We start from the raw sequence: 21,239 nt of genomic DNA, 5'->3' as shown, positions 1-21,239 counted from the left end.
CCCACCTACTCCAGCAGCCCGAGCAGCAGCTGGGGCAGCACGCTGGTCGCCACGAGCAGGCCACTGCTGAGCACCAGCGCGACGAGGACCGGGCGCGCCACCCGGCCGCCCAGCGGGCCGGCCCCCGGCGCCTCCCCCCCTGCCTGCGGCTGAGCGGCCTCGACGCCCTCCTGGGCCACCGGGTCGCGCAGCAGCACCGCGAACCAGCGCAGGTAGACGGCGATGCCGACCACCGCGTTGGCGACGGCGACCAGTGCCAGCAGCCACTGTCCCTCCGCCACGACCGGGCGCAGGGCGACCACCTTGGCCACCAGGCCCAGGACGCCGGGCGGCAGCCCCGCCAGCGACAGCAGGGCCAGGCCGAGCGCACCACCCAGCAGCGGCCGCGAGCGCAGCAGCCCGGTGGACGCCGCGAGCGTGCGCGGCGCACCCCCGACGGCAAGGACGTGGACCACGACGAAGGCGACGAGGGTGGCCACGACGTAGGCGAGCAGGTAGGCGCCCGAGGCTGCGGTGGAGCCGGGCGAGGCCGCGGACAGCGGGAGCACGACCCACCCCGCCTGCGCCACGGTCGACCAGGCCAGCAGCCGCACCGGGTCGTCCTGGGCGAGGGCGAGCAGGTTGCCGACCGTCATCGTCACGGCGGCCACGACCCCCACGGCCACGAGGACGGGGGCGCCGGCGAGCACGAGCGGCTGCAGGACGACGACGAGGGCCGCGAGCGCCGCGATCTTGGAGGTGGCGGCGAGGAACGCCGCGACGGCCTCACTGCCCCCTGCATACGCCTGGGGCGTCCACACGTGGAAGGGCACCAGGGACAGCTTGAAGCCGACGCCGGCGAGCAGCAGGAGGACCCCGAGCAGCAGCACGGCCCGGCGCTCGGGGTCGTCGAGGGCGGCGGACACCGCCTCGGGGGCGAACACCGCCTGGCCCGTGGCCAGCAGCCAGAGGGCCGCGCCGAGGACGACGAGGGCGAACGAGACCAGCGACGTCGTCAGCAGCGCCAGCGCGCCGCGCCCCGCCTCGGTCGTGCCGCGCAGGGCCACCAGGGCGATGACCGGGAGGGTCGCGAGCTCGAGGCACACCAGCCAGGACCCGAGGTCGTGGGCAGCAGCGACGCCGGAGGCACCGGCGGTGGCGGCGAGGACGAGGGCGACGAGGACCGCGGGCCCCCCGCGCAGCGACGCCCGCCGGTCGGGCCAGAGCAGCAGGAGGACGACGAGCGCGGAGGCCAGCGCCCCGAGCTGCAGGGCGGCCGCGACCGGTCCCACCTCGTAGAGGCACGCGGCGGCACGACCGGACAGGCACAACGTCCGCACCGGCGCACCGGTCGACGACACCGCCCCGGGAAGTGCGACAGCGAGCCCGACGACCAGGGCGGCGAGGCCGAGGGCGTGGTGGACCCGCACGAGACGAGGCGCTGCGGCGTCCACGACGAGGACCACCACGGCCCCGAGTGCGGGCGCGAGCACCGGTCCCAGAGCCACCCAGTCGAGGGTCGCCATGGCGCTCACCGGGCTGCCCCGACGAGCAGGGAGACCGTGTCGTGGGTCAGCGCCAGCAGCGGGCCGGGCACCACGCCGAGCGCCACGACGGCGACGAGCAGGACCACCACGACGTCCCACTCGGTGTCGCGGCTGTCCTGGATCGCCGGGGTGCGGCGCTCCCCCGCCCAGACGGTCCGCAGCACCCGCAGGGCGTACGCAGCGGCGAGCACCGTCCCGAGCGCTGCGACCACCGCGAGGGTGCGGAACAACGCCAGGGGGCGGTCGGGCGCCGGCGACCACGCGGAGTACACGCTGAGGAACTCACCCCAGAAGCCGGCGAGGCCCGGCAGCCCGAGGGAGGCGGCGAAGCCAACGACGAGCGCGAACCCCAGCCGCGGCGCGACCTCGCGCAGCGCTGCCCGGGCCGTCTCGAGGTCGGCGCCACCCCAACGCTCCTTGAGGCCGCCGACGACGACGAAGAGCAGGGCCGAGATGACGCCGTGGGCGACGTTGGCGAACAGGGCCGCCTGCAGGCCGGTGCGGGTGCCGCTGGCGAGGCCGATGGCGACGAAGCCCATGTGGGCGACCGAGGAGTAGGCGACGAGCCGCTTGAGGTCGCGCTCGACGAGGCAGGCGAGCCCTCCCCAGACGATGCCGACGGCGCCGAGCACGCCGAGCACGGGCGCGACGCGGGCGAACCCGTCCGGCACGGTGGCCAGCGGCAGCCGGACCAGGCCGTAGGTGCCCATCTTGAGCAGCACGGCGGCGAGGAGCACCGACCCGGCTGTCGGGGCGGTCGTGTGGGCGGGCGGAAGCCATGTGTGCAGGGGGAAGACCGGCACCTTGACCGCGAGGCCGGCCACGAGCAGGGCAGCCACCACCAGCTGGGTGGACGCCGGGATGCCGCGGCCGCCGGCCTCGGCCATCGCAGTCAGGTCGGAGGTGCCGGCCGCCGCGACGAGCGCGAGGATCCCCACGAGCATCAGGGTCGAGCCGAACGCGGTGTAGAGGACGAAGCGGCCCCCGGCGTCGGCGCGGGCGGCGGGGCGATGGGCGTCGCCGAAACGCGTGATGAGCACCCACATCGGCACCAGGACGACCTCGAACGAGACGAAGAAGAGCAGCGCGTCGCGGGCGAGGAACGTGGCCAGCGCCCCGAGCTCGACGAGCAGGAGGCAGGCGTGGAAGGCGGCGCTGGTGCCGCCGACCGGGGGGCGGTCGCGAGTGTGCAGCACCACGACGACGCCGAGGACGGCGGTGAGCAGCAGCAGCGGTGCGCTGATGCCGTCGACTGCCAGGTGCCACCGCAGGCCGAGCGAGGGCACCCACGCCCGGTCGACCTCGGGGCGCAGCACCACCGCCAGCACCACCGCTGCGAGGCTGAGGACGGCCGCGGCGGCTGACAGGAGGTTGACCGCACGGTGGCCGAGGCCGCGACCGGCCGTGAGCAGCCAGGAGGCCACGGCGGCCGGCACCAGCAGCGCGACGAGCGTCACCACAGCGCCACCCCCGCGAGCGCCACGGCCACCGCGCCGGCGACGACCCACGCGAGGCCGGTGGCAGCGCGCTCGGCCCGGTGCGCCCGGTCGCCACCGCGCCCCGCCATGGCGGTGCCGACCGCGGCACCGCGGACGTAGGCGTCGACGACCTCGCGGTCGAGGAAGACGACGAGCCGGGCGAGGGCGAGCACGGGAGTCGCGACCAGGGCGACGTAGAGGCGGTCCACGCCGAACCCCTCGTCGAACCGGCGCACCCGCGGGCCGACGAGCCGCACGGCCGGGTCGGAACCTCGGGCGTGGCGGCGGACGAGCAGCCCGGTGCCAACGACCAGCAGCACGCTGACGACCGCCAGGAGCCAGCCGATGTGGCCGCCGAGGTCGATGAGCGGGGTCAGCACCACGACTCCCCCCACGACGGTGAGGACCGCGAGGACCACCACCGCCGACCGCACGGCCGGGGTCGCGGTGTCGCCGTCGTGGCGCTCAGCGTGGAAGGCCGTGACGTCGTCGAGGACGAGCCAGGCGCGCATGCAGTAGGCGGCCGTGAGGACCACGGTGACGAGCCCTGCCACCAGCACCAGCCACGCCCGGGCGACTCCCTGCGAGGCGCCGGCCTCCGCCGCCGCGAGGACGTGCTCCTTGGAGACGAAGCCGACGAGCGGGGGCACCCCGGCGAGCGACAGCAGGCCGACGAACATCGCGGGACGCACGAGCAGGTGTCCGCGCAGGCCGCCGCGCATGGTCGCCGCCGCGGTGCCGCCGACGGTGACGCTGAGCCACCCGATCGCGAGGAACAGCAACGCCTTGAAGAACGCGTGCGAGTAGAGGTGCAGCACGCCCGCGCCCGGCCCCTCCTGCGCCGGGGCGACCGCGATCGCCGAGAGCATCAGCGCGACCTGGCTGAGGGTGGAGTAGGCGAGCAGCCGCTTCAGGTCGCTCTGCCCGAGGGCCAGCACCGCGGCGTACACCATCGTCACGGCGGTGCTCACCGCGAGCAGCCAGCGGGCGCCGTCGGCCGCGGCGAGGACGTCGAAGAGCTGGGCCAGCACGAAGGTGCCGGCCGCGACCATGGTCGCCGCGTGGATGAGCGCCGAGGCGGGGGTCGGGCCCTCCATCGCGTCGGGCAGCCAGTCGTGGAAGGGCACCATGCCGGACTTGCCGAGGACGCCGATGACGAGCAGCACCATGGCCGTCGTGCGCAGCGCGCCGCTGGGTGCCGCGGCGCAGGCCGCGACCGCGGTGTCGGCACAGCCGGCCCCGTCACGGGCCGCCCACGTCGACAGCACCTGCCGGTATGCCGTGGAGCCGGCCCCCACGGCCAGGACCACCACTCCGAGGACGAAGCCGACGTCGGCGAGCCGGGTGACGAGGAACGCCTTGACCGCGGCACGACGGGCGGACTCCTTGCGGCTCCAGTGGCCGATGAGCAGGAACGAGCACCAGCCCATCACCTCCCAGCCGACCAGCGTCAGGACGAGGTCGGCGGACTGGACGACGAGGAGCATGCCTGCGGTGAACAGGGAGACGGTGGCTGCGAAGGTGCCGTAGCGGTCGTCGTCGCGCAGGTACCACCCGGCGAAGGCCTGCACCGCCCACCCGACGACCGCCACGACGATGGCGATGAGGGCGGTGGCGGTCGTCGTCTGCAGCTGCAGCGGGATGCGCAGCTCACCGGCGTCCAGCGCGGGCAGGGTGCCCACCGCGGTCGAGGCCGAACCGCTGTGGACGCCTACCAGCTGCACCAGCGCGACGAGGACCGTCAGGGCGGAGGCACCCACCGCCAACCCCCGAGCGGGCACGACCCGGCCGGCGTCGACGCGGGGGCGGGCGAGGAGCAGTCCGAGCACTGCGGCCAGGGCGGGCAGGAGGACGACCAGCCTCGCGGCGGTGGCGCTCACGACCGGGGCTCGCTGAGGTCGACGTCGCCGCGCAACCGGAAGACGGCCAGCACGACGGCCAGGGCCACGCACACCTCCGCGGCGGCGATGGTGATGACGAAGAGGGTCAGCACGTTGCCCGCGGCCCAGCGGTCCCCCGCCGACGCCCCGACCGCGACGAGCAACAGGGTGGCGGCGTTGAGGACCAGCTCGACCCCGATGAGGACGAGCACGGCGTTGCGTCGGGCGAGCACGCCGTAGGTGCCCAGTCCGGCGAGGACGGCCGCGAGCAGGTAGGGGCCGGCGAGGTGGATCACGACGCGTCCCCCCGGGCTGTCCGCAGCTCCGCCTCGGCTCGGGCCGCCCCGTCGCGCACGTCGCCCGACCGGGCGCCCACCCGCGACACCGCCAGGGCGGCCACGAGCGCCGCGAGCAGCAGGAGCGAGAGCACCTCGAACGGCCACACCCACGTGCCGAACAGCTCGCGCGAGAGCACCGTGGTGTCGGTCTCGTGCCGATCCACCGGGTGCGCCAGCGGCAGGAGGACGCTCGCGAGCAGGACGGTCACCCCGGCACCGAGGACGGCCGCGAGCGCGCGGTGCAGGCGGCTCGTGGAGATCTCCGCCCGGGGACCGATCGGGGCCCGGGTGAGCATGAGCGCGAAGAGGACCAGCACCACCACGGCCCCGACGTAGACGAGGACCTGCACCAGCGCGACGAGCTCGGCGCCGAGCACGAGGTAGCACCCGGCCACCGACCCCAGGCAGACCACCAGCCACAGGGCGGCGTGGACGACGTGGCGCGTCGTCACCGCGAGGAGCCCGCTGGCCGCGGCGACGACGCCCACCGCCGCGAAGGCGAGGTCGAGCCCGGTCACGCCTCGCCCTCCGGGGCCGGGGTCACGCGGGTGGGCCGCGCCGGGCGGGCCGTGGGGGTCCGCGCCGTCCGCGGCGGCTTGTTGACGGCCGCGACCTCGGCCGGCTCGGCGGCGTGCTCGTCGAGGGCCGGCGGCGGCGGGACCGTGGGCATCCACTGCCCGAGCCGGTCCTTCTCGTGGAGCAGGTCGCGGATGTCGAGCTCGGAGTACTCGAACTCGGGGCTCCAGTGCAGCGCGTCGAACGGGCACACCTCGATGCAGATGCCGCAGTACATGCAGAGGCTGAAGTCGATGGCGAACCGGTCGAGCACGTTGCGCTGCCGGTCGCGGCCACCCGGCGTCGTCGCGGGGATCGTCTCCTTGTGCGAGTCGATGTAGATGCACCAGTCCGGGCACTCGCGGGCGCAGAGCATGCAGGAGGTGCAGTTCTCCTCCAGCAGCGCGATCACGCCGCGGCTGCGCGGAGGCAGGTGCGGCGAGACGTCGGGGTACTCCGCCGTGTGCGTCGGGCGCGCGAGCGTGCGGGCCGTGGTGGCCAGGCCCTTGAGGATGCCCGGTACGGCGCCGCCGCTGCTGCGCCTCGCCGGTCGGGCGTTCGACGACGCGGGGTTGGCTGGCTGGGGCTTGGTGGGCTCGCTCATGCGGTCAGCACCACCCAGACGCCGGTGAGGGCCAGCTGTGCGAGGGCGAGCGGCACGAGGACGAGCCAGGCGAGGCGCTGGAGCTGGTCCTCGCGCAGCCGCGGCCACGCGACCCTCAGCCAGATGACGACAACGGCGATGCAGAACCCCTTGAGCACCGTCCAGAGCCAGCCGAGCTGGTCGCTCAACGGGCCCTGCCACCCGCCGAGGTACAGCACGGTGAACAGCAGTGACATCACGACGATCCCGGCGTACTCGCTGAGCAGGAAGAACGCGAACCGCAGCCCGGTGTACTCGGTGTAGGCGCCGAACACGATCTCGGAGTCTGCGACGGGCATGTCGAACGGCGGGCGCTGCAGCTCGGCGACGGCGGACACGAGGAACACCACGGCTCCCGGCAGCTGCCACAGCAGCCACCACGGCGACCAGGCGTGGGCGATGCCGGTGAGCGACAGCGTCCCGGCGGCCAGGCACACCGATGCGACGGCGAGGACCATCGGCAGCTCGTAGGACAGCAGCTGGGCGGCAGCACGCATGGCACCGAGCAGCGAGTACTTGTTGGCGCTGGCCCACCCGGCCATCAGAGTGCCGAGGATGCCGACGGCCGTCACCGCGAGGACGAAGACGGCGCCGGCCGGGGCGTCGGCCGCCACCACGTCCGGCGACAGCGGGATGACCGCCATCGCGACGAGGTAGGGCACGAGGGCGACGGCGGGCGCGAACCGGAAGACACCCTTGTCGGCGGCCGCCGGGGTGATGTCCTCCTTCTGCACGAACTTGACCCCGTCGGCGACGAGCTGCGCCCAGCCGTGGAAGCCACCGGCATACATGGGCCCGAGCCGTCCCTGCATGTGGGCCATGACCTTGTGCTCGGTCTGGCCCACGAGCAGCGGCAGCACGAGGAAGGCAGCGAGGACGGCCACCGCGCGGACGACGACCTCGAGGGCGTCGGCGCCGGTCACCGCGGGCCCCACTCGGGGTCGGGCACACCTGGCGCCGAGACCCGACGCCGGCCGGTCGGCTTGCTGTGCTCGCTCTCCCCCGGCTCCTTGGCGCCCGGCCACTGCTTGGACGCACGGGCCGCCAGGACGAACGACTTGCGCAGCGGCGTGCCCTCGAAGCCGTCGGGCAGCAGCAGCGGGCGCAGCCCCCGCCCGGTGCCGTCGTCGAAGCCGTCGAACGCGAGCCCGAACATCTCGTGCGTCTCGCGCTCGTGCCACGCCGCCCCGCGGAAGACCCCGGTGATGCTGTCGAGCACGGCACCGTCGGGCACGCGGGTGCGGATCATCAGCCGCCGCAACGCCGTCGGCGTCGAGGGGTCGAGCAGGTGGCAGACCACGTCGAGGCCCGGGACGTCTGTCGCGTCGGCCTGGTCGACCGCCGTGAGCCAGTCGAAGAAGGTGAAGCCCTCTGCCCTGGCGGCCTCCGCGGCGGCCACCCACTCCCGCGGCTCCACCTCGCGGCGCTGCACGGGTACGGCGTCGCTCACGAGCGTCCCCCGGTGGCCGGACCCTGGGGCGGCTTGACCAGCCCGCGGGTGACCTCACCCGCGGAGGCCGTGCGGTGCGCTGCGTACTTGCCGCGGATCCCCTTGGTGCTCAACGTCTCTGCGGCGATCTTCTCCTGCAGCTTGAGGATGCCTTGGAGGAGCGACTCGGGGCGCGGCGGGCAGCCGGGCACGTAGACGTCGACGGGGATGATCGTGTCGACGCCCTTGGTGACGCTGTAGGAGTCCCAGTAGGGGCCACCGGAGTTGGAGCAGGCGCCGAACGAGATGACGTACTTCGGCTCCGGCATCTGGTCGTAGAGACGGCGCACGGCCGGCGCCATCTTGTCCGTCACGGTGCCCGAGACGACCATGAGGTCGGCCTGACGCGGTCCGGGCGCGAACGGGATGACGCCGAGGCGGATGAAGTCGTGCCGCGCCATCGACGCGGCGATGAACTCGATCGCACAGCAGGCGAGCCCGAAGTTGAACACCCACAGCGAGTAGCGCCTCCCCCAGTTGAGGACCACCCGGATCGGTTGCGGTGCCAAGTCGGTCGCAGGTCCGACGCGCGGCAGCGGCAGGTCGACCGGCGCCATCAGACCCACCTCAGCAGGCCGCGCCGGGCCGCGTGCACCAGGCCGACGAGCAGCACGCCGATGAACACGCCGATCTCCACCAGCGACGCCGCACCGAGGTCGGAGGAGCGCACGACCAGCGCCCACGGGAACAGGTAGACCGCGTCGACGGCGAAGATGACGTAGAGGAACGCGTAGACGAAGTAGCGGACCTGGGTCTGCGCCCAGCCCTGTCCGACGGGGTCGACACCCGACTCGTACGTCGTGAGCTTGGCCCGCGTCGGGGCGCTCGGGGCGAGCAGCCGGCGGGCGCCCATGGCGGCGACGAACAGCAGCAGGCCGACCACGACCACTGCGGCGACGACGACGTAGGGCGACACGGTTCGCAGCCTAGTCGGAGGTCCCCAGCGACGGGCTCCACCGCAGTGGGTGCCGCCGACTGTCGCCGGCTGTCGGTGCCGGCCGCACGGGCCTACCGTGGAGGAATGGCGCGGGTCCCGCTCTTCCCCCTCGGCACCGTCCTCGTCCCCGGCGCGACCCTGCCGCTGCAGGTCTTCGAGCCGCGCTACATCGTGCTGCTCAGCGACCTGCTCAACGCGATGGACGTCCCCGAGTTCGGGGTGGTCGCCATCCGGCAGGGCCACGAGGTCGGCGCCGGCTCGGTCCACGACCTGCACGAGGTCGGCTGCCTCGCCCTGGTCGACCAGGCGGCGTCGCTCGGCGACGGCCGCTACCTCGTGGTCTCCACCGGGGTGCGGCGCTTCCACCTCGACACGCTCGAGGCGGGCACCGGCACCGCGTACGCCACCGGGGAGGTGACCGTCCTCGAGGAGCGCACCGGAGACGAGCGGCAGGTGGCCGACCTGGCCGAGCGCCTCCGGCGGGTGCTGCACACCTACGCCACGACGGTCGGCGCGAAGGAGCCGCAGTGGCCGGGCGACCCGGTCGCGCTGTCCTACGAGGTCGGTGGCGCGGTGGGCCTCGACCTCGGCGACCGGCAGCGGCTGCTGGCGGCGGCCGACACCGAGACCCGGCTGCGGCTCGCGCTGCACCTCGTCCGGCGGGAGCTGGGCCTGGCCAGCACCATGGGGCTCGTGCCACCGCCACCGGAGCGACCCTACAACCTCAACTAACCGGTGGCGCCCGGCGCGCGGTGTGCGACAGGGTCAGGCCCATGACACCGGATGACACCCCGCCCACCTGGGACGAGCGCACCACCCTGCTCACGATGTTGCAGTACACCCGCGACGTCGCCGCCGGGAAGTGCCGTGACCTCGCGGCCCACCACGTCGGCGCCGCGCCCCTGCCGGGTTCGCCGCTGATGAGCATCGGCGGGGTGCTCAACCACCTGCGCTGGGTCGAGCACTCGTGGGTCGAGAACCGGTTCGTCGGCGGCCCCGACCTCGGGCCGTGGACGGCCACGGAGCCGGACAAGGAGTTCAGCGTCGGCGCCGAGGTGCCGATCGCCCAGACGCTCGAGGAGTATGCGGCGCAGGCCGCGCGCACCGACGCCATCGTCGCCGGGCTCGACCTCGACGACCGTTCGGCGACGCCGTTCCGCAGCGGCGAGCGGCCCACCCTGCGCTGGGTGCTGCTGCACCTCATCGAGGAGAACGCCCGGCACAACGGCCACCTCGACCTCCTGCGCGAGCTCGCCGACGGTCGCACCGGCGACTAGTCGTCGAGGCGCTCGAAGGCCGGGGCGTAGCGGAACGGGCCACTCATGCCGTCGCCCCACGCGTGCAGGCGGCGCAGCATGAAGTACTGCGGGCCCCAGTCCTGCGGTGGCGTGATCCCGTGCTCGACGGCCGGCCCGAACCCGAACCGCGGGTAGTACGTGGGGTGCCCGAGCAGGACGACCCCCCGTGCGCCGAGCGCGTCGGCGGCGGCGAGGGCGGCATGCACCAGGGCCGACCCGATCCCGCAGCGCTGGGCCTCGGGGAGGACGCCGACCGGCCCGAGGGCGACGAGCCCGGGCTCACCCCCGACGGTGGCGCGGCTGATGGCGACGTGACCGGCGACGACGCCGTCGACCTCGACCACCAGGCAGCACTCGGGCACGAGGTCGCCGTCGGCGCGCAGCTCGTCGACGAGGTCCGCCTCGAGGGTGCCCTCGCGAGCCGGCGCCTCGTCGGTGGCCGCCTTGGCAAAGGCCGCGAGGTGCACCGCCCGTACGGCGTCGGCATCGGTGGGCAGCTCGCGGCGGACGATCATGCCCGCGACCCTAGGCGCCGACCCTGCTGCGCCGCCTCCCGTTTACCCGGTCGCGAGGGGTGGGTAGGCCACCGGGCCGGGGTCGTAGCCGGCGGCCGCCACGAGGTACCCGTCGGCATCGAGGGTGACCGGGACCGGGTCGATGATCGCGAACCCGTCCAGGCCCTTCGGCTCCACGTTGCGGAACCCGACCATCGCCCACGACCCGTCACGCCGCTGCACCAGGGGCGCCGCGAACAGGTCGGGCTCGGCCACGAAGGGACGGGCGGCGTCGACGTCCCACGGGCCGAGCGGACCCGGGCCCGGCACCGACCACGTGCAGTACTCCCCGGTGCGGGCGATGCGCTCGGGCGTCATCTCCTGGGGGTGGCAGGTGAACACGAGCACCCAGCGCCCGTCGACCTGCTTGTCCTGCAGCACCTCGAGCTGCCCGAACCCGGCGCCCGGCTCGCACAGCGGCGCGGCCAGGGCCCAGTGCTCGAGGTCGGGGCTGGTGGCGTGGGCGACGACGCCGTCGTCGTTGCGGGCCGCCTCGCGCGCACGGGCCGACAGCAGCAGGTGCCAGCCGTCACCCGCGGCGTCGGGGAAGACCAGCGGGTCGCGCCACGTCTCGCTCGAGCCCTCGAGGTCCGGGCCCTGGGTCGGTGCGGGGGTGTTGGCGAGGTTCTTGTACCAGCGGCCGTCGACGCGCACCGCCGGCTCGGTCGACACCCGCTCCCAGTGGTGCAGGTCGTCGGACACGGCGGACCCGACGCGCTGGTCGTAGACGTGGTGGCCCGCCGTCGAGACCGCGGTGTAGAACATCCGCCACCGGTCGCCGTCGCGCACGACCGAGCCGGTCCAGATCGCGAGGTCGTCGAACCCGGTCCGGGCCGGCCCGAAGCACTCCCCCAGGTAGTCCCACGTCACCAGGTCGGGCGACGTCGCATGCCCCACGGTCGCCGCCGTGTGCCGCTTGCCCGGGTCGACCAGCGACCGGAGAGCCTGCAGGAAGAACAGGTGGTAGAGGTCGCCGTCGTCGGCGATCCAGGAGTCCCAGACCCAGTGGTCCTCGAGCCGCAGCATGCGCCGAGTGTGGCAGCCGCCGCGTCCGCCGGCACGCGGTTGCCCGCAGGTCGGTCAGATGCCGTCGACGGTCCCGCCGGCAGGCCAGTACCGCCCGTCGCGCCGGTCCATGAAGCCCTCCTCGACGAGGTAGCGCCGCAGCGCCGCCACGTCGTCGTGGAACTTCCGCAGCCGGGCGTTGACCTCGGTCTCCTCGTAGACCTCCCCCCCGCGAACTCCTGGGCGATGAGGTCGAGCACGACGAGCCGCTTGCCGATCCGGGTCGGGATCGACGCGAGGCTCCCGTCGCTGCGCACGAACGCGCGCAGCACGGCGTCGCGGTCCTTGAGGGCGTCCTGCAGGGCTGGTCGGTCCATGACCAGCACCCTAGGCAGGACTGCCCAGGCCCGCGCGGCGGCACCTCGACGGGGGTGGTGAAGTACGACGGGGCCAACCGAGGCGCCTCCTCGGTGACCCGTGCCAGCCAGTCCGGCGAGGGGAAGAGACCGGCGATGTCGGCCGGGTCCCACCAGCGCGCCACGGGGGCAGCACACCGTCCTCTTGCGGGAGGTCCGCCACGAAGGCAGCGAACCCCGGCGGCGCGAGCAGGGTCGTCGCCCCGGGGACGAGCGGGAGCGCGGCGTCGACGAACACGACGACGTCCACCGGCGCCCGCGCACGCAGGGCCGGCACGAGGTACCCGGCGTTGCTGTGGGCGAGGAGCGCCGAGGGCCGGTGCTCGCGCGCCTGCTCGACGAACGGGGCCAGGACCTCGAGCGGGGCCCAGCGACCGCTGGGCAGGTGCGCGACGCGGGCGGGCGCGCCACGGTCGGTGAGCGCCGCTGCGAGCGGGTCGTACACCGCCGGCCCGAGGAGCGGGCTCGGCAGGACGAGGACGTCAGTGGCCACCCCGGCACGCTATCCGCCACCTTTTTGACGGAGGAAGCGCCGGGGGCTGCGGCGTAGCGTGGCGAGACCACCACCCCCCAGCGAAGGGAGCACCCCCATGGCCCAGTTCATGGACGTCCACACCAACATGCCGGGGGTCACGGCGCAGGCCCTGCACGAGGCGCACCAGGCGGACCTCGCGATCCAGGGTGAGGAGTCGGTCGAGTTCACCCACGCGTGGGCCGACCCCGAGACGGGCCACGTCTTCTGCCTCTCGGAGGGGCCGAGCAAGGAGGCCATCCAGCGCATCCACGAGCGGGCCGGGCACCCCTACGACGAGATCCACGAGATCACCGTCACCGCCTGACCGCAGTCACCGGTCAGGTCGGCGCGGCCTGCCGATCCATAACGTGGTGTTGGGTGTCTCAAAAGCAGGGTGGCCCATTTGCCCTGACCTGCACCGACGTACGATGGATGGGCAGGCTGCGCCAGGCGCCGTCCGTGCGCCGCGCGGCTCCGGACGACCCGGACGACAGCCCCGAGAACTGTTCGTCCACGACCGTCAGGACCGCATGAGCAGCAAGACCGTCGAGAAGCTGGACCGTGTCGTCATCCGCTTCGCCGGGGACTCCGGCGACGGCATGCAGCTGACCGGTGACCGCTTCACGTCCGAGACCGCGGCCCTCGGCAACGACCTGTCGACGCTGCCCAACTTCCCGGCCGAGATCCGCGCGCCCCAAGGCACCCTGCCGGGCGTCTCGAGCTTCCAGCTGCACTTCGCCGACCACGACGTGCTCACCCCGGGTGACGCCCCCGACGTGCTCGTCGCGATGAACCCCGCCGCCCTCAAGGCCAACCTGCGCGACCTGCCGCGCGGCGCCACGATCATCGCCAACACCGACGAGTTCACCAAGCGCAACCTCGGCAAGGTCGGCTACGCGACCAACCCGCTCGAGGACGGGTCGCTGGAGTCGTGGCACGTGCACCCGGTCGCCCTGACGTCGATCACCGTCGAGGCGCTGGCGTCGTTCGACTCCTTGTCCCGCAAGGACAAGGAGCGCGCGAAGAACATGTTCGCGCTGGGCCTGCTGTCGTGGATGTACCACCGGCCGACCACCGGCACCGAGGCGTTCCTGGCGAAGAAGTTCGGCTCCAAGCCCGACATCCTCGAGGCCAACCTCACCGCCCTGCGCGCCGGCCTCAACTACGGCGAGACGACCGAGGACTTCGCCGTCTCCTACGAGATCGCCCCGGCGGTGATGCCTGCCGGCACCTACCGCAACATCACCGGCAACGCCGCGCTCGCCTACGGCCTGGTCACCGCCGCCCACCGCGCGGGGCGGCCGATGCTGCTGGGTTCCTACCCCATCACCCCGGCCTCCGACATCCTGCACACCCTCTCGGGGCTCAAGCGCTACGGCGTGACGACCCTGCAGGCCGAGGACGAGATCGCGGGCATCGGTGCGGCGCTGGGGGCCTCGTTCGGTGGCTGGATCGGCGTGACGACCACCTCCGGCCCCGGCGTGGCACTCAAGTCCGAGACGATCGGCCTGGCCGTGTCCCTCGAGCTGCCGCTCGTCATCGTCGACGTCCAGCGCGGCGGTCCGTCGACCGGCCTGCCCACCAAGACCGAGCAGTCCGACCTGCTGCAGGCCATGTTCGGGCGCAACGGCGAGTCGCCGGTCCCGATCGTGGCCCCGCAGTCGCCCGCCGACTGCTTCGACGCCGCCCTCGAGGCCGTGCGCATCGCCACCACCTACCGCACGCCCGTCTTCGTGCTCTCCGACGGTTACCTCGCCAACGGCTCCGAGCCGTGGGCGGTCCCCAGCGTCGCCGACCTGCCCGACCTCACCGTGGAGCTCGCGACCGAGCCCAACGCCACGGACGACAAGGGCGAGCCGGTGTTCCATCCCTACCTGCGCGACGAGCGCACGCTCGCCCGCCCGTGGGCCGTGCCCGGCACCCCCGGCCTCGAGCACCGCATCGGCGGAATCGAGAAGGCCGACGTCACCGGCAACATCTCCTACGACCCCGACAACCACGACCTCATGACCCGGCTGCGGGCGGGCAAGGTCGAGCGGGTCGCCGAGACCATCGGCGACCTCGAGGTCGACGACCCCAGCGGCGAGGCGTCGGTCCTCGTGCTCGGCTGGGGCTCCACCTACGGCCCGATCGCGGCGGCCGTACGCAGCGTGCGCAACACCGGCGCGAAGGTCGCCCGTGCGCACCTGCGCCACCTCAACCCGTTCCCGTCCAACACGGGCGAGGTGCTGCGCCGCTACGACCGCGTGCTCGTCCCCGAGATGAACATGGGCCAGCTCGCGATGCTGCTGCGCGCCAAGTACCTCGTCGACGTCCACTCGTTCACCCAGGTGCGCGGCCTGCCCTTCACGACCGTCGAGCTCGCCGACGCGATCGTGGGCCTCGCCGCCGACGCCACCACCTCCGACGACGCCGGCTCCGCCCACACGGACCAGCCCGTCACCAGCCAGGGAGGCCACTCATGAGCACCGACCTCGGGATGCCGTCGACCGGAGTGCCCCACGGCACCGCCGGTGTGCCCCGCCTCGCCGAGGACGCCACGCGCCAGACGAAGAAGGAGTTCACCTCGGACCAGGAGGTGCGCTGGTGCCCCGGCTGCGGCGACTACGCCATCCTCGCCGCGGTGCAGGGCTTCCTTCCCGACCTCGGGCTCAAGCGCGAGAACATCGTCTTCGTCTCTGGCATCGGCTGCTCCTCGCGCTTCCCCTACTACCTCGACACCTACGGAATGCACTCGATCCACGGCCGCGCGCCGGCGATCGCGACCGGGCTGGCGACGAGCCGTGAGGACCTGTCGGTGTGGGTGGTCACCGGCGACGGCGACGCGCTGTCGATCGGCGGGAACCACCTGATCCACGCGCTGCGCCGCAACGTCAACCTCACGATCCTGTTGTTCAACAACCAGATCTACGGCCTGACCAAGGGCCAGTACTCGCCGACCTCCGAGGTCGGCAAGGTCACCAAGTCCACGCCGATGGGCTCGGTCGACCACCCGTTCAACCCCGTGTCGCTGGCGCTCGGGGCCGAGGCCACCTTCGTCGCCCGGACCATGGACTCCGACCGCAAGCACCTCACCGAGATCCTCAAGGCGGCTGCCGCCCACCGCGGCACGTCGCTGGTGGAGATCTACCAGAACTGCCCGATCTTCAACGACGGCGCCTTCGACCTCATCAAGGACCGCAGCGAGCAGGAGGCACGCATCGTCCACCTCGCCGACGGCGAGCGGGTGCAGGTCGGTCCCGAGGGCGACCGGCAGGTGCTGGTGCGCGGCGAGGGCGGCGTCATGGAGTTCGTGCCCGAGGCCGCGGCCGCCGGGCGCGACGTCGTGGTGCACGACACCCATGCCGGCGACCCGACGCAGGCCTTCGCGCTCTCGCGCCTGGACTCCCCGCAGATGACGCACGTGCCCATGGGCATCTTCCGCGACGTCGTGCGGCCCACCTACGACGACCTCGTGCGCGCCCAGGTCGCGGCGGCGGTCGACACCTCGGGAGGCGTGGCCGGCGACGCCGACCTCGACCAGCTGCTGCGCGGTCGCGACACCTGGACCGTGGCCTGAGCGCCGGGCGGCCGGCGGCCCCTCCGCCCCGTGAGGAGGACCGTCACGGCGCGGCGTACGGGTTGCTCGCCTACGGCATCTGGGGCCTGTTCCCGCTGTACTTCGCGGCGCTGGCCCCCGCCGGCGCGTGGGAGATCCTGTCCCACCGCATCCTGTGGACGCTGCTGCTGTGCGCGGTGGTGCTGCTCGTGCGCCGCGACCTCGGCTGGGCACGGCAGCTGTGGCGGCGCCCGCGGCTCGGGCTCGGCGTGACGGCGGCGGCGCTGCTCATCGCCGTCAACTGGGTCGTCTACGTGGCCGCGGTGCTCGGCGGCCACACGACCGAGGCCGCGCTGGGCTACTTCCTCAACCCCATCGTCACCGTGGCCCTCGGCGTGTTCGTCCTGCGCGAGCGGCTGCGCCCGCTCCAGTGGGCGGCGGTCGCCATCGGTGCCGCCGCCGGCGTCTACCTCGGTGTCGCAGCGGGCTCCGTCCCGGTCATCGCCCTCACGCTGGCGATGTCGTTCGGCCTCTACGGGCTGGTCAAGAAGAAGGTGGGGGTGTCGCTGCAGGCGATGCACTCCCTGGCGGCCGAGACGGCCGTGCTGGCGCCGATCGCAGCCGTGATGCTCGTCGTGCTCACCGCGCGCGGGGAGACGACCTTCACCACCGAGGGGGCCGCCCACACGGCCCTGCTCGTCGCTGCGGGTGCGGCCACCGCGGCACCGCTGCTGCTGTTCGCCGGCGCCGCCCGGCGGGTCCCGCTCGTCACCATCGGCCTGCTGCAGTTCATCACCCCGGTGCTGCAGCTGCTGTGCGGCGTGCTGGTGCTCGACGAGCACCTGTCCGGCACGCGCTGGGTCGGGTTCGGCATCGTCTGGCTGGCCCTCGCCCTGCTCACCGTCGACTCGGTGCGCAACCTCCCCGGCCGCACCCGGCCGGAGCTCGTCGACGCGGCCCCCTGACGTCGCGTCCGCGGGCGCTCAGCCCCGCGGCACGTGGTGTCCGGTGCCACCGTCGACGAGCTCGCGCAGGATGTCGGCGTGGCCGGCGTGCCGGACGGTGTCCTCGACCATGTGGACCAGCACCCACCGCATGCTGACCGTGGCGCCGGCGTAGGACGTGCCGGTGGCGTCGAGCCCGAGCTCGCGCACCGAGGCGTCGGTCGCCGCCCAGGACCGACGGTAGAAGTCGACGACCTCCTGCGTGGTCTCCCCCGGCGCCGCCCGCATGTCGGCCTCGGGATCCTCGGAGATGTCGGTCAACGGCTCGGTGGGTCGCCCGAACGTCTCGCAGAACCAGCCGTACTCCGCGTTGGCGAGGTGCTTGACCAGGCCGAGCAGGTTGGTGCCGCTCGGCACCAACGGCCGACGCTGCTCCTCCTCAGACAGTCCCTCGAGCTTCCACAGCATCACGTCGCGGTGGCTCTGCAGCGCTGCCAGCAGGACCGTGGTCTCGTCACCCGTGCGCGGTTCGTCCCTCATGGCCCGTGAGGCTAGTGCCGCCTGCCGACACCCGGTGCCGGCGTCGCGTCAGTCGCCGAGGACGTGGCGCAGGTGGTCGTTGGTGAAGGTGCGCCCCGGGTCGAGCCGGTCGCGGACGGCGCGGAAGTCCCCGAAGCGCGGGTAGAGCGCGCCGAGCCGGTCTGCGCCGAGGGTGTGGAGCTTGCCCCAGTGGGGGCGGCCCTCGTGCTCGGCGACGATCGCCTCGAACGCCGCGAACACGCCGCCGTCGTCCATCCGGTGGTACTGGTGCACGGCCACGTAGGCGTTCTCGCGTTCGTACCCGGTCGAGAGCCAGATGTCGTCGGCGCCGGTGAACCGCAGCTCGACGGGGAACGGCAGCGAGACGTCGTGGCGGTCGACCCAGTCGCGCAGCGCCCGCACCACCTCCCCCACGGCAGCCCGCGGCACGGCGTACTCGCTCTCGCGGAAACGCACCTGGCGCGAGGAGCAGAACACCCTCCACGAGTCGTCGGTGTAGTCGCGCGCCGACAGGGTCCGTGAGGTCAGCTGGTTGAGCCGCGGCACGATGCCGGGCCACCGGGTGCTTGCCCGGTTGACCACCTCGAAGAAGCGGTTGGACAGCAGGTCGTCGTCGAGGGTCGCGCGCCACGCGGGCAGCGGCCGTCCGCCGGCGTCCTCCCCCACCCGGTCGTTGTGCTTCACCAGCACCCGGTCGGTGTGCGGGAACCAGTGCATGTCGACGTGGTCGTGGCGGGCGACGTCGTCCTGCACCGAGGCGAGCACGTCCTCGAGGTCCGCGCCGTGCTCCTGCGCATGGAGGCGGAACGCGGGCACGCACTGCAGCTCGACCTCGACCACGACGCCCAGGGCGCCGAGCCCGACCCGGGCCGCCGCGAACACCTCGGGCTCCTCGGTCGCCGAGCAGCGCAGCGCGGACCCGTCGGCGAGGACCAGGACCAGGCCGGTCACCGCCGACGCGATGCCCTGGAACCGCGCGCCGGAACCGTGGGTGCCCGTGGCGATGGCACCGCTGAAGGTCTGCCGGTCGATGTCACCGAGGTTGGGCAGCGCCAGACCGAGCGCCTGAAGCGCAGGGTTGAGGACGTGCAACGGCGTTCCGGCGCCGACCGTCACCCGTCCGCTCCGGGTGTCGGCGCGCAGGACACCGACCAGGTGGTCGAGCCGGACCTGCACCCCGTCGGTGGTGGCGACCGGCGTGAACGAGTGCCCGGACCCCACCGCCTTGACCCGTACGCCGCGGCCGGAGGCCTGAGCGACCGTCGCCGACAGCTCGTCGACGTCATGCGGCACCGCGACCTGCGCGGGGTGGCAGGTCTGGTTGCGGCCCCAGTTGGTCCACGTGGTGCTCACCCGAAGTTCCTCCCCTCGCCGCGGTAAGTGGGCACCGTCTCGACGAGCTCCTCCCCGCGGACCAGGTGCAGCGCGTCGAACCGCTCGCACAGCTCACCGGCCTTGGCGTGGCGGAACCAGACCCGGTCGCCGACGCGAAGGTCACCGGCCCCGCTCCCTCGCAGGGGCGTCTGGACCTCCCCGGCGCCCTCGCGGCGGACCAGGGACAGGTCCCTGCGCCCGAACACCGAGGGAAGGCGGTTCCACCCAGGTGGGCCCGAAGCGATGTAGCCACCGCCCGACACGGTGGCGAACCCCGGACCCGGGCGGCGGGTGACCGCCAGGGCGAAGGCCGCCGCAGGTCTCGGGCTGAAGTCGTCGTAGCCGTCGAACAGCGTCGGCCCGTAGAGCCCGGAGCCGGCGGCCACCTCGGTCACGACCGGGTCGAGCGCCGTGAGGTGGACCGAGCCCGTGCCACCGCCGTTGACGAACCGCAGGTCGGTCAGCTCGCGCACCGCACCCACGACCGCGGTCCGGCGCTCGAGCAGCGACGCGGCCGAACGACGCTTCACCATCCTGACGGCGGGCGAGGTGTCGGGCAGCCCGGCGATCTGGGCGTCGTAGAACATGAGGCCGACGACGTCGAGCCCGGCGGCGAGGGCGGCCTGCACCACCGCGGTGGCCTCGGCCGGGGTGCGCACCGGGGAGCGGCGCACCCCGATGTGGACCCGTCCCAGGCGCAGCGACGCGTCGACGTCGACCGCGACCCGCAGCCCGTGCGGGCGCTCGAGCGAGGCGAGCAGCTCCACGTGCTCGAGGGAGTCGATCGTCAGCGTGACCTGGCGGGCGGCCCACGGGTCCTGGCCCAGCTCGGCGAGGGCCGGCACGTCGACGCTGGGGTAGGCGACGAACACGTCGTCGACCCCGGAGCCGACCAGCCAGCAGGCCTCACGCACGGAGTAGGCCATGACGCCGGCGAAGCCCGGCCGCCCGAGCACCCGGGTGAGCAGCGAGCGGCAGCGCACGGACTTGGTCGCGACCCTGATGGGGACACCACCGGCGCGGCGGACCAGGTCGTCGGCGTTCGCCTCGAAGGCGTCGAGGTCGACCACCGCGAGCGGTGCGGGGAGGCCGGAGGTGGCCACGTCCCAGGTGCGGGTCACAGGCGCGACCCTACCTGCGGGCAGCGACGGTCGAGCCTCGTTCGCCCGACCGGACCGGGCCAGGAGGGCGACCGCGCGACGTTCAGCCGACGCGGGTGACGACGCTGCTCGCCAGCGCGACCAGTGCGGTCCGCGCCTCGCTGTCGGGCAGCGAGTCCAGGGCGGCGACGGCCTCCTCGGCGACGGCGTTGGTCTGCTCCTGGGCGAGGTCCATCGCCGGGTGCACCCGCAGCAGCTCGAGCGCCTCCGCGAGGGACCGCTCGTCGCGCAGGTCCGAGCGCAGGAGCTCCTGCAGCCGGGCGTCGGCCGGGTCGGTGGAGGCCAGCGCGAACAGCACGGGCAGCGTGCGCTTGCCCTCGCGCAGGTCGGTGCCGGGGGTCTTGCCGGTGTCCTCGGAGGCGGACGCGATGTCGATGAGGTCGTCGGCGAGCTGGAACGCCATGCCCAGCCGCTCGCCGTACTCGCGCAGGGTCTCCACGGTCACGGGGTCGCAGCCGGCGAACATCGCGCCGTAGCGCGCCGAGGTGGCGATGAGGACGCCGGTCTTGTCGGCGAGCACCTGAAGGTAGTAGTCGACCGGGTCGACGCCCTCGGGCGCCGGGCGGGCGTCGCGGATCTGGCCCGAGCACAGCCGCACGAACGTCTGCGCCTGGATCTTCACGGCCTCCGGGCCCAGGTCGGCGATGATCGACGAGGCGGTGCCGAACAGCAGGTCGCCCACGAGGATCGCCGTGGAGTTGTCGTAGAGGGCGTTGGCGCTGGGCGCCCCTCGCCGCACGAGCGCCTCGTCCATGACGTCGTCGTGGTAGAGCGAGGCCAGGTGCGTGAGCTCGACGCCGGTGGCCGCAGCCACCACCTCGGGGTTGACGCCGGAGCCCACCTCCGACGCGAGCAGGGTGAGCAGCGGCCGGAACCGCTTGCCGCCCGCCTCGGCGAGGTGGGCGTTGGCGCCGGCGATGAACGGGTCGTCGTGGTCGACCTCGCGCCGCAGCAGCGCGTCGACCTCAGCCAGCCCGCCCTGGAGCCTGCCGGCCAGCTCCTCGGAGGTGGCCGGCAGCGCCAGGACCGGCGGGGTGGGGCTCATCTGCG

Annotated in this window: 24 protein-coding genes; 6 read left to right on the top strand and 18 right to left on the bottom strand. The window is 73.6% G+C overall.

The genetic code is table 11. From position 1 onward, the window contains the following. Positions 1-5: 5 nt before the first annotated feature. The 10 genes from ASG70_RS02015 to ASG70_RS01970 are packed head-to-tail and all read right to left on the bottom strand — an operon-like array spanning position 6 to position 8,825. On the bottom strand, positions 6-1,505 hold the full coding sequence (locus ASG70_RS02015) for a proton-conducting transporter membrane subunit (RefSeq protein ID WP_056882184.1): 1,500 nt from the start codon (positions 1,503-1,505) through the stop codon (positions 6-8). 5 nt (positions 1,506-1,510) lie between these two features. Beyond that, positions 1,511-2,986 (bottom strand): NuoM family protein, encoded by a 1,476-nt coding sequence (locus ASG70_RS02010; RefSeq protein ID WP_056882183.1) that lies wholly within the window; start codon positions 2,984-2,986, stop codon positions 1,511-1,513. After that, complete coding sequence (locus ASG70_RS02005) at positions 2,980-4,884, bottom strand: NADH-quinone oxidoreductase subunit L (protein ID WP_056882182.1); 1,905 nt, start codon at positions 4,882-4,884, stop codon at positions 2,980-2,982. Before ASG70_RS02005 ends, ASG70_RS02010 begins: the two co-directional genes overlap by 7 nt. Further along, a complete protein-coding gene (nuoK, locus tag ASG70_RS02000; RefSeq protein WP_056882181.1) occupies positions 4,881-5,180 on the bottom strand; it encodes an NADH-quinone oxidoreductase subunit NuoK in 300 nt (99 codons plus the stop codon). The genes ASG70_RS02005 and nuoK overlap by 4 nt, the downstream gene beginning before the upstream one ends. After that, positions 5,177-5,740: an NADH-quinone oxidoreductase subunit J gene (locus ASG70_RS01995; RefSeq protein WP_056882180.1), complete on the bottom strand. Its 564-nt coding sequence runs from the start codon at positions 5,738-5,740 to the stop codon at positions 5,177-5,179. Before ASG70_RS01995 ends, nuoK begins: the two co-directional genes overlap by 4 nt. Continuing rightward, on the bottom strand, positions 5,737-6,381 hold the full coding sequence (locus tag ASG70_RS01990) for an NADH-quinone oxidoreductase subunit I (protein ID WP_082589959.1): 645 nt from the start codon (positions 6,379-6,381) through the stop codon (positions 5,737-5,739). Before ASG70_RS01990 ends, ASG70_RS01995 begins: the two co-directional genes overlap by 4 nt. Next, the gene (nuoH, locus tag ASG70_RS01985) at positions 6,378-7,343 is read right to left on the bottom strand and encodes an NADH-quinone oxidoreductase subunit NuoH (protein ID WP_156399769.1); all 966 of its coding nucleotides are present in this window, start codon (positions 7,341-7,343) and stop codon (positions 6,378-6,380) included. Before nuoH ends, ASG70_RS01990 begins: the two co-directional genes overlap by 4 nt. Continuing rightward, a complete protein-coding gene (locus ASG70_RS01980; RefSeq protein WP_056882178.1) occupies positions 7,340-7,870 on the bottom strand; it encodes an NADH-quinone oxidoreductase subunit C in 531 nt (176 codons plus the stop codon). Before ASG70_RS01980 ends, nuoH begins: the two co-directional genes overlap by 4 nt. Then, positions 7,867-8,466 (bottom strand): NADH-quinone oxidoreductase subunit B, encoded by a 600-nt coding sequence (locus ASG70_RS01975; RefSeq protein WP_056882177.1) that lies wholly within the window; start codon positions 8,464-8,466, stop codon positions 7,867-7,869. Before ASG70_RS01975 ends, ASG70_RS01980 begins: the two co-directional genes overlap by 4 nt. Beyond that, on the bottom strand, positions 8,466-8,825 hold the full coding sequence (locus ASG70_RS01970; RefSeq protein WP_056882176.1) for an NADH-quinone oxidoreductase subunit A: 360 nt from the start codon (positions 8,823-8,825) through the stop codon (positions 8,466-8,468). Before ASG70_RS01970 ends, ASG70_RS01975 begins: the two co-directional genes overlap by 1 nt. Before the next feature lie 105 nt (positions 8,826-8,930). Between ASG70_RS01970 and ASG70_RS01965 the strand changes: the two genes are divergently transcribed. Beyond that, positions 8,931-9,578 (top strand): LON peptidase substrate-binding domain-containing protein, encoded by a 648-nt coding sequence (locus tag ASG70_RS01965; RefSeq protein ID WP_056882175.1) that lies wholly within the window; start codon positions 8,931-8,933, stop codon positions 9,576-9,578. A 41-nt stretch (positions 9,579-9,619) separates the two neighbouring features. Further along, complete coding sequence (locus ASG70_RS01960) at positions 9,620-10,123, top strand: DinB family protein (protein WP_056882174.1); 504 nt, start codon at positions 9,620-9,622, stop codon at positions 10,121-10,123. Here the strand turns inward: ASG70_RS01960 and ASG70_RS01955 are convergent. The 4 genes from ASG70_RS01955 to ASG70_RS01940 form a co-directional block, all read right to left on the bottom strand. Continuing rightward, entirely contained in the window at positions 10,120-10,659 is a 540-nt protein-coding gene (locus tag ASG70_RS01955) for a GNAT family N-acetyltransferase (RefSeq protein ID WP_056882173.1), read from the bottom strand. The two genes, ASG70_RS01960 and ASG70_RS01955, sit on opposite strands and share 4 nt — an antisense overlap. 42 nt (positions 10,660-10,701) lie before the next feature. Next, on the bottom strand, positions 10,702-11,724 hold the full coding sequence (locus ASG70_RS01950) for a glycosyl hydrolase (protein WP_056882172.1): 1,023 nt from the start codon (positions 11,722-11,724) through the stop codon (positions 10,702-10,704). 54 nt (positions 11,725-11,778) lie between these two features. Continuing rightward, positions 11,779-11,874: a DUF2087 domain-containing protein gene (locus ASG70_RS19790; protein ID WP_235531297.1), complete on the bottom strand. Its 96-nt coding sequence runs from the start codon at positions 11,872-11,874 to the stop codon at positions 11,779-11,781. 216 nt (positions 11,875-12,090) lie between these two features. Beyond that, the gene (locus ASG70_RS01940) at positions 12,091-12,612 is read right to left on the bottom strand and encodes a hypothetical protein (protein WP_056882171.1); all 522 of its coding nucleotides are present in this window, start codon (positions 12,610-12,612) and stop codon (positions 12,091-12,093) included. A gap of 97 nt (positions 12,613-12,709) precedes the next feature. Between ASG70_RS01940 and ASG70_RS01935 the strand changes: the two genes are divergently transcribed. From ASG70_RS01935 to rarD, 4 genes are all read left to right on the top strand, one after another. After that, the gene (locus ASG70_RS01935) at positions 12,710-12,958 is read left to right on the top strand and encodes an SCO4226 family nickel-binding protein (protein ID WP_056882170.1); all 249 of its coding nucleotides are present in this window, start codon (positions 12,710-12,712) and stop codon (positions 12,956-12,958) included. Positions 12,959-13,163: 205 nt separating this feature from the next. After that, complete coding sequence (locus tag ASG70_RS01930) at positions 13,164-15,098, top strand: 2-oxoacid:acceptor oxidoreductase subunit alpha (RefSeq protein ID WP_056882169.1); 1,935 nt, start codon at positions 13,164-13,166, stop codon at positions 15,096-15,098. Next, a complete protein-coding gene (locus ASG70_RS01925; RefSeq protein WP_056882168.1) occupies positions 15,095-16,192 on the top strand; it encodes a 2-oxoacid:ferredoxin oxidoreductase subunit beta in 1,098 nt (365 codons plus the stop codon). Before ASG70_RS01930 ends, ASG70_RS01925 begins: the two co-directional genes overlap by 4 nt. 62 nt (positions 16,193-16,254) lie before the next feature. Further along, a complete protein-coding gene (gene rarD / locus ASG70_RS01920) occupies positions 16,255-17,136 on the top strand; it encodes an EamA family transporter RarD (RefSeq protein ID WP_056882167.1) in 882 nt (293 codons plus the stop codon). A gap of 18 nt (positions 17,137-17,154) precedes the next feature. Here the strand turns inward: rarD and ASG70_RS01915 are convergent, their stop codons facing one another. The 4 genes from ASG70_RS01915 to ASG70_RS01900 all read right to left on the bottom strand — a co-directional run bounded on the left by ASG70_RS01915 (position 17,155) and on the right by ASG70_RS01900 (position 21,234). Further along, a complete protein-coding gene (locus tag ASG70_RS01915) occupies positions 17,155-17,655 on the bottom strand; it encodes a DinB family protein (RefSeq protein ID WP_056882166.1) in 501 nt (166 codons plus the stop codon). A gap of 48 nt (positions 17,656-17,703) precedes the next feature. Continuing rightward, positions 17,704-19,008 carry a D-arabinono-1,4-lactone oxidase gene (locus ASG70_RS01910; protein ID WP_056882165.1) on the bottom strand — a complete coding sequence of 435 codons (1,305 nt, stop codon included), beginning with the start codon at positions 19,006-19,008 and terminating at the stop codon, positions 17,704-17,706. Continuing rightward, complete coding sequence (locus ASG70_RS01905; RefSeq protein WP_082589957.1) at positions 19,005-20,150, bottom strand: amino acid deaminase/aldolase; 1,146 nt, start codon at positions 20,148-20,150, stop codon at positions 19,005-19,007. The genes ASG70_RS01910 and ASG70_RS01905 overlap by 4 nt, the downstream gene beginning before the upstream one ends. Before the next feature lie 82 nt (positions 20,151-20,232). Continuing rightward, positions 20,233-21,234, bottom strand: a complete 1,002-nt coding sequence (locus ASG70_RS01900) for a polyprenyl synthetase family protein (protein WP_056882163.1) — start codon at positions 21,232-21,234, stop codon at positions 20,233-20,235. Positions 21,235-21,239: the final 5 nt, after the last annotated feature.

Source organism: Phycicoccus sp. Soil748 (assembly GCF_001428025.1).
Taxonomy (GTDB): Bacteria; Actinomycetota; Actinomycetes; order Actinomycetales; family Dermatophilaceae; genus Pedococcus.
Note: the sequence above shows the minus strand (reverse complement) of the source record. Positions and strands in the feature narration are given on the sequence as shown.

Excerpts from the sequence above, each read along its gene's own strand:
- ASG70_RS01965 (WP_056882175.1), top strand. The coding sequence starts at position 8,931 with ATGGCGCGGGTCCCGCTCTTCCCCCTCGGCACCGTCCTCGTCCCCGGC.
- ASG70_RS01935 (WP_056882170.1), top strand. The coding sequence starts at position 12,710 with ATGGCCCAGTTCATGGACGTCCACACCAACATGCCGGGGGTCACGGCG.
- ASG70_RS01915 (WP_056882166.1), bottom strand. The coding sequence starts at position 17,655 with ATGAGGGACGAACCGCGCACGGGTGACGAGACCACGGTCCTGCTGGCA.
- ASG70_RS01900 (WP_056882163.1), bottom strand. The coding sequence starts at position 21,234 with ATGAGCCCCACCCCGCCGGTCCTGGCGCTGCCGGCCACCTCCGAGGAG.
- ASG70_RS01990 (WP_082589959.1), bottom strand. The coding sequence starts at position 6,381 with ATGAGCGAGCCCACCAAGCCCCAGCCAGCCAACCCCGCGTCGTCGAAC.
- ASG70_RS01950 (WP_056882172.1), bottom strand. The coding sequence starts at position 11,724 with ATGCTGCGGCTCGAGGACCACTGGGTCTGGGACTCCTGGATCGCCGAC.
- ASG70_RS01975 (WP_056882177.1), bottom strand. The coding sequence starts at position 8,466 with ATGGCGCCGGTCGACCTGCCGCTGCCGCGCGTCGGACCTGCGACCGAC.
- ASG70_RS01925 (WP_056882168.1), top strand. The coding sequence starts at position 15,095 with ATGAGCACCGACCTCGGGATGCCGTCGACCGGAGTGCCCCACGGCACC.
- ASG70_RS01960 (WP_056882174.1), top strand. The coding sequence starts at position 9,620 with ATGACACCGGATGACACCCCGCCCACCTGGGACGAGCGCACCACCCTG.
- ASG70_RS02015 (WP_056882184.1), bottom strand. The coding sequence starts at position 1,505 with ATGGCGACCCTCGACTGGGTGGCTCTGGGACCGGTGCTCGCGCCCGCA.
- ASG70_RS01955 (WP_056882173.1), bottom strand. The coding sequence starts at position 10,659 with ATGATCGTCCGCCGCGAGCTGCCCACCGATGCCGACGCCGTACGGGCG.
- ASG70_RS01930 (WP_056882169.1), top strand. The coding sequence starts at position 13,164 with ATGAGCAGCAAGACCGTCGAGAAGCTGGACCGTGTCGTCATCCGCTTC.